9 protein-coding genes are annotated in these 10,469 nt (G+C 42.0%); 3 read left to right on the forward strand and 6 right to left on the reverse strand.

Annotated elements, in window-relative coordinates:
* Nucleotides 1-639: 639 nt before the first annotated feature.
* The 5 genes from C4S61_RS13635 to C4S61_RS13655 all read right to left on the reverse strand — a co-directional run bounded on the left by C4S61_RS13635 (nucleotide 640) and on the right by C4S61_RS13655 (nucleotide 7,599).
* Nucleotides 640-1,125 (reverse strand): hypothetical protein, encoded by a 486-nt coding sequence (locus C4S61_RS13635; protein WP_103925368.1) that lies wholly within the window; start codon nucleotides 1,123-1,125, stop codon nucleotides 640-642.
* Nucleotides 1,126-1,412: 287 nt separating this feature from the next.
* Nucleotides 1,413-4,397 (reverse strand): sensor histidine kinase, encoded by a 2,985-nt coding sequence (locus C4S61_RS13640; RefSeq protein WP_103925369.1) that lies wholly within the window; start codon nucleotides 4,395-4,397, stop codon nucleotides 1,413-1,415.
* On the reverse strand, nucleotides 4,390-5,124 hold the full coding sequence (locus C4S61_RS13645; RefSeq protein ID WP_103925370.1) for a LytR/AlgR family response regulator transcription factor: 735 nt from the start codon (nucleotides 5,122-5,124) through the stop codon (nucleotides 4,390-4,392). Before C4S61_RS13645 ends, C4S61_RS13640 begins: the two co-directional genes overlap by 8 nt.
* 427 nt (nucleotides 5,125-5,551) lie before the next feature.
* A complete protein-coding gene (locus C4S61_RS13650; protein WP_103925371.1) occupies nucleotides 5,552-6,934 on the reverse strand; it encodes a glycoside hydrolase family 30 protein in 1,383 nt (460 codons plus the stop codon).
* A gap of 158 nt (nucleotides 6,935-7,092) precedes the next feature.
* The gene (locus C4S61_RS13655) at nucleotides 7,093-7,599 is read right to left on the reverse strand and encodes a DUF937 domain-containing protein (RefSeq protein WP_103925372.1); all 507 of its coding nucleotides are present in this window, start codon (nucleotides 7,597-7,599) and stop codon (nucleotides 7,093-7,095) included.
* A 147-nt stretch (nucleotides 7,600-7,746) separates the two neighbouring features.
* On the opposite strand from C4S61_RS13655, the gene C4S61_RS13660 reads away from it, so the two are divergent.
* From C4S61_RS13660 to C4S61_RS13670, 3 genes are all read left to right on the forward strand, one after another.
* Entirely contained in the window at nucleotides 7,747-8,166 is a 420-nt protein-coding gene (locus tag C4S61_RS13660) for a hypothetical protein (protein WP_103925373.1), read from the forward strand.
* 58 nt (nucleotides 8,167-8,224) lie between these two features.
* The gene (locus tag C4S61_RS13665; RefSeq protein WP_103925374.1) at nucleotides 8,225-8,563 is read left to right on the forward strand and encodes a hypothetical protein; all 339 of its coding nucleotides are present in this window, start codon (nucleotides 8,225-8,227) and stop codon (nucleotides 8,561-8,563) included.
* Nucleotides 8,564-8,653: 90 nt separating this feature from the next.
* On the forward strand, nucleotides 8,654-9,655 hold the full coding sequence (locus C4S61_RS13670; RefSeq protein ID WP_103925375.1) for a TerC family protein: 1,002 nt from the start codon (nucleotides 8,654-8,656) through the stop codon (nucleotides 9,653-9,655).
* A gap of 311 nt (nucleotides 9,656-9,966) precedes the next feature.
* On the opposite strand, the gene C4S61_RS13675 is transcribed toward C4S61_RS13670, so the two are convergent.
* Entirely contained in the window at nucleotides 9,967-10,347 is a 381-nt protein-coding gene (locus tag C4S61_RS13675) for a hypothetical protein (protein ID WP_103925376.1), read from the reverse strand.
* Between the last annotated feature and the right edge of the window lie 122 nt (nucleotides 10,348-10,469).

Genomic DNA, 10,469 nt, shown 5'->3' on the forward strand with positions numbered 1-10,469 from the left:
CCTACATAAAATTTTTTTACTTACAACATGGGTTGGTCGGATGGATACAGATGTTCGATCCTTTCAGGATCATGACCACTTCCTGGTCAGTATTTGAAATCAATAATTCAATTCCCGACCCTGACAGGGGTCAAACTTCTCATTAGCAGCGGGTGCAACCCGTGGAAAAAAATTGATGCATATATTTCAAACGACCCCGTAGGGCGTCGAACTAATTTTAAAGAAAAATCCACAATAAAAAACCGATCCTTCCATCACCCCTGAAGAAAGACCGGTTGTTATGAAAAAGTATTGCTTAACACATTACTAAGGTATTTACTTGATTTTGAATCGAATCACTTTATGAGCAATCGATGGGTTTCAATGAATATCTGTTCTGAATTGGCTATAAAGCAGGAGCGTGGTGGCCTTTGTTAATTCCTTTCGGATGTCTGACACAGGGGATAGAGGTCAAGTTGGCAATGGTTGTGTTTGTTGTACCGCAATATTTGCAGGTATAGCGAGACTTTTCTGAACCCTCATACAATTTATGCTTTCCCTTATTTGGGCCATTAGGATGTCGGTAACAGGGTACGCTGGTTAAGTTGGCAACTGAGGGGAATTTCGTCCCGCAGTATTCGCAGTGGAAGGTGGGCATGGTTATTTTTTTTCTAAAATGTCTATGTTTCTATCTATACTTGCTGATAAACCGAACTTAGATATATAGCTGGTAGCTATTTTTTCAATAGTATCGAAAGTTATAGACGTTATTTTATCAAAGTTTTCTTGTTTGAATTTTTCATAAATTTTCAAACTCCTGTAAGAAGGTTCCCCGATAGAAAATCCATTGTATATCACTTCTTCAAAGTATCCCACAAATAAGGTAGAAGAGAAAAACCCATCCTCTTTTTCAAAATATGGAATAATTCGAACTTGTAATTTATTTCGTTCCTCTTTGATACCTGCTTCCCTCCCGAGTTGAAAATACTTTTCAGATTTAAGTTTATTTGTCTCAAAAAAAAGATCTTTTTCCTTAGTAAAAGCCCCTCTTTCAGATGCTATTTTTTTTAGATATAAGATAAAAATAAAGGAAGAAATAAGTAAACCTGAGCAAAAGCTTATTATAATTTCAGGAGTTAATTCCATTTGACTTTTTATTTAATACTTTTTAAATTTTGATTTTATTCTCAATCTTTCCCTTTTTTGTCACCATCATCGTTATCATTATCCTCTTCCTCAATACACCCCCATTCATAATCACACTCAGGACATTCATAGCATGTGTCATTGTGAAAAGCAGATTCGTGGCCGCATCTTGGACATTCAGTATTTAATCCCATATCTTTTTATTTGAATATGAGTATTAAAAATAATAGGTATTTAAATAATGTATAAGCGACAAATTTTTTAATACATCCGTCCCCTTTTCCCACTTAAAAGTAAATCCTCACCCTCACTTTAGTCCCCCAATCTCCGGTCTCCACCACCAAATTATCCTCGGAATACCCCGGCAGGAGCATGAGTTTTTCGCGGATAAGCTTGGTGCCTTTGGATTCGTGGGTGGTTTGTTGGTCGGTAGGGAAACCGACGCCATTGTCTTCGACGGTGCAGGTAAGTTGGTTAGGAACTTGGATTTCGAAACGGATGGTAAGTTTGGGTTCGGGATGATTCGGAGGGAAGGCATGGACGAAGACATTCTCCACCAAAGGCTGAATCAGCATTGGAGAAAGTCGAAGGTCATTTTTTTGGTCTAGCGCATCGCCTTCGATGGTCCAAGTCACCCGATTGTCCATCCGCATATTTTCCACTTCGATGTAGCGACTGAGGTAGTCGATCTCTTCTTGAAGTGTAATTTGAGATTTTGAACTTTGGTCTAGGGTGTTGCGAATCAATGAACTGAACTTGCCCAGGTAGTTCAGGGCTTGCTTGGTGTCATTTTTCAGGATAAAATACTGGATGCTGTTGATCGCATTGAAGGTAAAATGTGGGTTCATCTGGGATCGAAGAGCCTCTAATTTTATTTCAGTGAGCCTTTGATTCATTAAGGCTTTGGCTTTAAACTGACGACTTCTAGCATGATAAATCAAAAAGAAAAGACAAGCCAAGGCTGAAATCGCCATTAAAATAAACCATACCCTAAGAAAATAGGGGCGCTCTATACTGAAGTCCAAAAGTGGGATTACAGACATCGAACCCGAATAATAGTCCCAAACTTCCACTTCCAACAGGTACTTTCCCCAAGGCAGATAGGGGAGTTCAAGATTGGGTTCGGAAAAATATTCAGTCCATTCTGCTTCCGGTTTTAACCGATAGCGATACTTAAGCTTTTCTGAACTGATGGTACCGATAGGCTTGAAGCGGATGAAAAGGGTGTTTTGACTTGATTTTAGGTTTAATTTATTCCCTTCCAGCACAAACCAATCAAAATATTCATTGGTCAAAGCTTGATGATTGATCTTCAGTTCTGTGATTCCGAGTTGGATTTCTAGCTTTTGGTTTTCGATGAATTTTGGTAAGTCTACCTGATAAAATCCTTTCGAGGTCCCGATGTAAAGCACATCACCGATGCGTTTTGTGCTTAGGAAGACCTTTTGATTAAATCCTTGCTCTTCGTCCAAAAAGCTGTTTTTCTCACCCTCCAAAAGATGAATTCCCTTTTCGGTAATGACGATGATGACATTTTTATAGGACTCAATACCTAAGATTGAAGCGCCTTGAAGGTCATCGCTTTTCCAATGCTTTATGACCTTAAAATCCGGATAGGGTGTGATTTGAAATAGTTTTCCAAACTCAGTTCCCACCAGAATATTCCCGTTATCGAGTTGATGCAAAGACTTGAATTTTTGCTCTGCCCAAATCCCCTCTTTGACATAGGAGATGAAGTTTTTCCCGTCCCATTGATAGAATCCATGAAAAACGGAAGCCAGATAAGTACGCTGCTTTCCGGTTACCACTTTTGAGATTTGAAGTGGCGTTGAGGGTTCGTCAGGATGGAAATAGGTGTAGGAGAAATTATCCGGGTCATCATAGACCCGAACTCCCGCGTAGGGATTGGTTTCCATTAATTTTCCCTCCGGAGTAAAACCCATGCTGTAGCAATGCACGGGAATATAGGTCATTATTTTTCCGGCTTCATCAATTTTGTAAACCCCTAAATTGGAGTTAAGCCAAAAAAACGAATCCTGAAAATGGAGCTCGTAAAACTCCAATTCTTCGGCTGAGATCATAGGGTCCAGTTCGAAAAAGCCTTCCATGTGCTCCGGAATTTTCTCCGGAAATCGTCGGAAATAGTTGGATTGAGTTTCCTTCAACTTCTGGTTTTGGACCTGAATGATTTTTCCTGTTTCCCTATTTCGGATTTCAAGACCTTGAGAATGTAATAGGCCGAGCAGATTTTCATTTCCGGCTATTCCTTTGACTTCTTTTTCACCAAACTCCTCATAGATCACGGTGCCGTCAATTCGAACTTTGTATAGGCCTTTGTCCTTGGACCCCAAATACAACAGACCACTGTCGGCATCTAAAACACCTGTCAGGATGAATTTGGAATCAATTCCAAATCGTTCGTTGAGTGAGGTTAAGCCCCCGTTTTCCAATTGAAAAACTCCACCATCTTTTGTGAAAAGACCTGCTGCCAAAAGGTACGTTTCTTGATTTGGGCCAGAAAGTTTTTGCCAGAAAACGGATGATTCCTGAGATTCAAATGGAGTTTTCCCCACGATGAAATCATCAATTGGAATCGATTTGAGGCTTCCTTTGTCGGAAAGAAAGAGTTTTTCACTTTCCTGAAAAACAGCGTAAATCGGAAGCCAATCATTAATTTTCCGAGTTTTGGGAATATCATTCTCCCAAATGATCTCGAAAGAACCTCTGCGATAGGTACTGTAAAAAAGCCTGCCATTTGACTCCCAAAATCCAGCCGTGTAGTTTAGGTCCGTGTCATTGGACGATCCTGCTAATGTGGTCACTTTGAGCGTTTCCAAATGAACTAAGCTTATTCCGTCCTCTGTCCCGACCAGCATGTAGTCTTGATAAGGGTAAAAATGTCGGATTCTGTTGTCGGTTAGCCCATCTTTTTCCTGGATTTTCTGAAAGGTTTTTCCATCAAAAAAAGTCACTCCACCACCGTAGCTGCCAAACCAGAGGTTGTGGTTTCTATCCTCCGCGATGGCCCAGCAACTGTTGAATGCCAGTCCGTCAGATTCGAAGAAAGTTCGGAAAACTCCGTTTTCCAGTGACGTAACTCCATTTTCTGTCCCAATCCATAAAATTCCTCTCGAATCCAAGTGAAGTGCTCGAATGGCATTATTGGACAGGCCCTCCGCAGTGGTGTATTGACGGGAAGGAAATTGCTGTGCTATTCCCTGGAAATGGGAGAAAAAGAGAACCAGACACAGTTTGAGCAGAATTCTAGACAAAGCGCTTGGTCAAATTGGAGTTTTTGCGGACGGATACGGAGAGTTTTTCACCGGATTTGAGAACCAAATAGTTTTCTGATCGATCGTAGCGGAGAATTTTGGTCACATTCACCGTGAAGGATTGATGGATTCTGATAAATCGGTTTTCGGGAAGTTTTGTCTCGATCTGACCGATGGATTTCGAAATAAGGAGTTTGCGGTTTTCTTCCAGGAAAAGAGTGGTGTAATTCCGGTCGGCTTCCAAATATTTGATTTCATCGAAATGGACAAATTCCAGCCCTTCTGAAGTGGAAAAAGCCACGATGTCCAATCCACCCATTTGCTGGGAGAGCGATTCCAAAATGGAATGTATCGGGTCTGCTTTTTTGGTTTCGAGGTAGCGGACAATGGTTTTCTGAAGAGCTATGGTGTCGATTGGCTTCAGCAAATAATCAAAAGCGGTATGTTTGAAAGCCTCAAAGGCATGATTTTGAAAGGCGGTGGTGAAGATTACATCGAAGTCACGATTTGGCATGACATCAAGCAAGGTAAAGCCGTTTTTTTGCGGCATTTGAATATCCAAAAACACCAAATCCGGCTCATGAAGTTGGATGGCAGGGATGGCTTGGTCCACGGAATGGCATAGCGCCAAAAATTCGAATTGCTCGGGGAAAAGTTGTTCTAAAAGTAATTGGAGAGATTCGAGTGCGTGCCGTTCGTCATCCACCAAGATTGTTTTGATCATCATGAGTTTGGATTAAATGTCTAAAATGAAAAAATATTAAGTCAAATCCATGGAAATGTATGGACGTTTAGAAAATCGATTTAAGTGCGGGGATAAGTGTCATGGATCCTTTTTGTTAACCGCTGAGTTCACAAAGTAAGAATGAGAGTGCGCAGAGAGGGATTTTGCCACAAAGGCGCGAAGACGCTAAGTATTTTAAGTATAAATAACGCGTCAAAATTTCCCGCTGATAGCCGCAGAAAAGGTCGCGGAATTCCGCGGATTATTTCCCACAGATAATCACAGAAAAAGTCACAGATGGACATAGATTTTTTATACCAATCTCCATTTTTCTCCCGCCCTCTGTGGTTGTTTTTTTAAGCAGTCTGAAGACTGCATAATTGTGGGTTTGAAAGATAGTACCTTGAACCATCGCGGTAAAAAACTCTTTCTACCAAATCCAAGTTCCTGTTGCCCCGGGATTCAATTCTGCAAAGAAAACTTTTTCCTTATCGACGATTTGAAAGCTGATAGGTCCTTTGGCGTCGTTCAGCGCAATTAGCACTTTTTTCCCGTCAGGTCTCAGAAAAGCCACATTGTGCAAACCTTCAAAAATATTGCTGTCGATCCTTACCGAACCAGGTTCTACAAACTTGCTGGCGTGGGCGATGATGTAATAGGCCGGATTTCGGGATACAGAGTCACCGGCTACAGTCACAGCACCCAAGCAGCGGTCGCAACCTCCTCTGTCTGTATGTGGTGTCAGTTCAGGATTGGAAGTCAGGTTCCATTCCAAAACCGTCTTAGCCCAATTGCGGGTAGCACCGATGATCAGGTTTTTCACATGCCAAGGCATATCTCCCTGGAGATTGCCGGGAGCCCCGATCCATTGTTCGGTAAAATAAATGTTTTTGTCAGGAAAGGCTTGATGAACCTCGCTCAATGCGGAAATATCTCCTCCGTACAAATGGAATGCTGAACCATCGATGAAGGGATTGGCAAGCGAATCCCGTAAAACACTGATCGGATAGTCTGGCCGATCGGCATTGTGATCATAAATCAAAATTTTGGTTTTGATGTCGTTTTCTTCGAAAGCAGGGCCTAAATGAACGCCAATAAATCGCGCCTGCTGCTCAGGCAGCATCAAAAGTGAAGGATTATTTCCCGGGTGAAGCGGCTCATTTTGTATGGTCAGCGCATCAATTTCAATTCCTTCTTCGCTCATTGCTTTGATGTAATTGACCAAATAGCAGGCATAAACACCCTCAAATTCCTCCAGAAGAGATCCTCCTCTGGTGTCCTTGTTATCCTTCATCCACTTCGGCGGGGACCAGGGAGAGGCCATCAATTTGATCCTTGGATTGATTTTCAAAATTTCCTTCAAAACCGGGATGACATCTAATGTGTCATGACTTAGACTGAAGTTTTCCAATGCAGGATCAGTTGCCAGGGAATCTTCCAAATCATTGTATGAAAATGGAAATTCATTCAGATCCGAGGCTGCCACTGCCAATCGGAGGTAAGATATCCGAATGTCATTTTCCCCATTACCGAAGAGTTCCTGTAAAAGCGAAGCTCTTGCTGACTCACTCATTCCCAAGAGATGCTTGGCACTTCCCTGACTCAGAGTAAATCCAAATCCATCCATCAGTTGGAAGCTGGTTTCCGGGTCGATCAGCACTTTTAGTTCGGTGTCGGCGACATCTTGAGCCTGGGTTTGCTTTTGGAAAAGGATGCCTTGCTCGGGGTCTGTCAGCCAAAATTCGATCGGTTGTTGGGGTTTTGAACAAGAAAAAATGCAGAATAAAGCGAGTAAGCTGAAGAGTTTGTTCATGAATTTGGGGTAAATAAAAAGCCTTGGAAGAGCTCCAAGGCTTCAAAGTGAATCAAAAAGACGGCAGAATGCAAGTGATGACAGTCCGAATTTTGATTTGAGCGGCTCAATTCCTTTGGTCTTATTCTTCAGATATTTCTTAATAGGCAGCGCTGAATCTATTTGAACAGGCCTTTTCCCAAATCCATCAAACCTCCGAGGTCCATTCCTCCGCCTTTGCTTCCGCTTCCGCCGAGCAGGCTGCCCATGATGCTTTCCAATCCGCCACCGTTTCCACCGCCTTGAAGCGATTTGGCGATGGATGACATGATGTCTTCATTGGCCTGAGGAGCATCATTTACTTTTTTGTTGAAAAAATTCATCAAAAGCGGTAAAGCTGTAGCGGCCAAGGCCATGGCTTGCTTGGAATCAATTCCCAACTTATTGGCTAATCCATTGGCGAGATCACCGGACAGATTATTGACCACGGGGCTGTTAGGAGAGGTTTCTTTGCCCGAAAACATTTCCATCACCGCATCGAGATTTCCTGATTTTGCCTGCTTTTGCAGCAGTGATCCCAATACATCTTCTATAGTCCCTACTGTACCGGGACTAGCATTTACACCTGATTTTGCCAGTGCGTCTTGCAGTGGTCCATCAGCCATTTTCAACAGTTTCTCTAGCATGATTTTAAAAGTTTGTTCTATTAAATTTGCACATAAAAGTAAGTGCTTCAAAAATTTTCTGAGTTATAATTTCACGCTCCCTTTTGTTTAGGTTGAGATCCTGGGGTCTAGATCAAACTAGAAATTTGAGGTACTTTTATCAGACAAGTGATCAGAGAAATTGAAAATCTAAATAGGATAATCGGAATCCGGGTGTACCAGACTCCGTGGATGCTGCGGGGAAGTGGAATCTGCCTGCCGGGCATCGGAATTTTTATCCATTCTTCCATTCATGAAAAGGCGAAGTTGGGGATCATCCAGCACGAATACGGGCATTTTTTGGATTATAAATTCGGGAGCAATGCCGACCAAAAAAGATTACTTGGTTCCAGACTGCTGGGCTTTTACTTTTTGATCGGAATTCCCAGCCTGTTAAACCTCGTTCCGATCCTCAACCGGATTCCTGCATTTTCAGGCCCGCACCGGACTTTTTGGACAGAAATCAGGGCCAACAAACTTGCGAAAGCACATTTTGGTGAAACGCTAGCTGAAGATTTCCACCGCTATTTTCCGAGTCAACAAGCCTGAAAAAGTTTTTTGATCTCGCCTTAAATAAACTTTACCTTTGCCCAGTCTTTGTAAATCCATGAATAACCAAGTTTGCTTTACGCTTTTATTTTTGAGTTGGATTGCCGGACTTTCTTTGATTTGTCTTTTTCCACCAATTCCGGATTACCAAATTGACGGTGACGGTTCAGGTTCCATCAGTCAGGAGGGGATTCCGGAACTCAACCAGCGAGCTACTTCCCTGACCAGTACCTTCCCGATTGATTTTCACTCGGAGGCGTCAGGACTCAATTCAGGTTTTGATTTCTATCCCCAAATTCAGTTTCGCTTTCTTTCTGCCAAGGGAGATGGCTTGATTCCGGTTCCCTCTTTTTTTAACACAAGGCTGATCTTCCAGGTGTTTTTTGAGACTTGGTAGCCTAGGATGAGCCAATTTAAGTTTACCTAAATATCCGGCCTCTAGTCTGGATAATAATTCCATTCTTCCCATTTTGAAATTCTAATTCCCATGGATTCATTAATTAATCACCCCGGTATTCTTATCGGATTTGCCCTCATTGTTGCTTTTATGCTCTTACTTGATTTGGGCGTTTTCAACAAAAAGAGCCATATCATTTCCAATAAAGAGGCTGCCATCTGGTCTATTTTCTGGATTGGGCTTTCGATGGTGTTTAGTGTTTTCATTTACATCGTTACAAGTGAGCAAGTTGGTCTGGAGAAATTCTCGCAATTTCAGTCCGCTTATTGGATCGAGAAGGCACTGTCGGTAGATAATTTGTTTGTCTTTATTCTTGTGTTTGGATTTTTCAATGTACCGAGAGAATACCACCACAAGGTGCTCTTTTGGGGAATCCTGGGCGCACTGGTGATGCGTGCGATTTTTATTTTTGCAGGAGTGGGGATCATCGGAATGACCTACCTGCCTGAGATGACAATTTTGGAGCGAAGTGTCAAAATCAATGTGGTTTTGACCGTTTTTGGGGTTTTTCTCGTCTATGCGGGATACAAATCCTGGTTTGCCAGCAAAGAGCAAGAGGGGGAAAAAGACTACACTAAAAACCCCGGGGCACGCTTGATTTACAAGTATTTCAAGGTGACGCGGGAGTATCATGGAGATAAGTTTTTTGTGATCAAAGACGGAGTTAAAATGGCCACTCCCTTGCTTGTTGTTTTGGCGGTGGTTGAATTCACCGATTTGTTGTTTGCAGTGGATTCGATCCCTGCAATTTTTGCCATCGCTCCTGATGATCCATTTATCCTGTATACTTCCAATATTTTCGCCATTCTGGGCCTGAGATCGCTTTATTTCCTGCTTGCCAATTTCATTCACATGTTTAGCAAGTTGAAATATGGGCTTGCCATCATTTTGATGTTTATCGGGTTAAAGATGGTTTCTGCACCGATTTACCATTTCAGCTCCACAAATTCGCTGGCTGTGGTAGGAACGATTCTGCTTGTTTCGATTGCCGCCTCGGTGATTTGGCCGGAGAAGAAGGAGGTTGGGAAGTAGGGAGGTATGGGGGTTAGAAAGTAAGATTTTGTCAGTGGTTAAATGTGAGTTGTAAATAGTAAGTAGGCAGTTTCAGTTTGCATTGGTACCAACTCATATTTGGAATTGAAATATTATTGAGAGGAAAATGCAAATCAAAAGGGGGTAGGGAGGAATTGAATTCGGTATCGGATTGATTTCCAGCTGATTTTCGCGGATTTTTAGCGCTGAATATCGCAGATTTGAATTTCGAGATTTGAAATTTAGGCGACTACCCCTTGGGCTATAAATATTATTGAATAAGAAAATACCGTGAAAAAATAGAATTCCTTTCAATCCCTGATGAATTCAAATACCAGACCCGCATCGGTCAGATTCGCCGAATTCAAGCCTAATCGGTAGGTGTAGAATCCTGCTTTCAGTGGCAGTTCTCCCTCTTTCACGGTGGCATTTAAGTAAAATGGATGACCTTCAGCTTGCAGCCAAACTGTAGCTGATTTGAATGCATACTCAAACTCTTTGTAATCCGAAACTGATCTCGCCGAGATGGCTCCAAATGCCTTTTCCACATTTCCGGATTGGATAAGGACACCTGTGAAATTGACATCTGAGTTGTTCTGAACACGGATAAATACTCCGCTTGGTCTACGGTCCTCCATGCCGCAGGAAGCCAGGATAAGAAAAAGCAGATAGAGGGTGATTCTGATTTTCATTGTAGAATGTAGCTATAAATTGAAATCCAAAAAAAATCCTTTCGAAAAAATTTCGAAAGGATTTTAAGTTGACAGAATAAAAGCCCTTTTTTTTAACCATTTAGAAAATTAAGGGCATTAAG

The organism is Algoriphagus boritolerans DSM 17298 = JCM 18970 (genome assembly GCF_900108085.1).
Classification (GTDB): Bacteria; Bacteroidota; Bacteroidia; order Cytophagales; family Cyclobacteriaceae; genus Algoriphagus; species Algoriphagus boritolerans.

Bases quoted from the DNA above. Each gene is read 5' to 3' on its own strand.
- C4S61_RS13665 (WP_103925374.1), top strand. From the start codon at position 8,225: ATGAATAACCAAGTTTGCTTTACGCTTTTATTTTTGAGTTGGATTGCC.
- C4S61_RS13650 (WP_103925371.1), bottom strand. From the start codon at position 6,934: ATGAACAAACTCTTCAGCTTACTCGCTTTATTCTGCATTTTTTCTTGT.
- C4S61_RS13670 (WP_103925375.1), top strand. From the start codon at position 8,654: ATGGATTCATTAATTAATCACCCCGGTATTCTTATCGGATTTGCCCTC.
- C4S61_RS13675 (WP_103925376.1), bottom strand. From the start codon at position 10,347: ATGAAAATCAGAATCACCCTCTATCTGCTTTTTCTTATCCTGGCTTCC.
- C4S61_RS13635 (WP_103925368.1), bottom strand. From the start codon at position 1,125: ATGGAATTAACTCCTGAAATTATAATAAGCTTTTGCTCAGGTTTACTT.
- C4S61_RS13645 (WP_103925370.1), bottom strand. From the start codon at position 5,124: ATGATGATCAAAACAATCTTGGTGGATGACGAACGGCACGCACTCGAA.
- C4S61_RS13655 (WP_103925372.1), bottom strand. From the start codon at position 7,599: ATGCTAGAGAAACTGTTGAAAATGGCTGATGGACCACTGCAAGACGCA.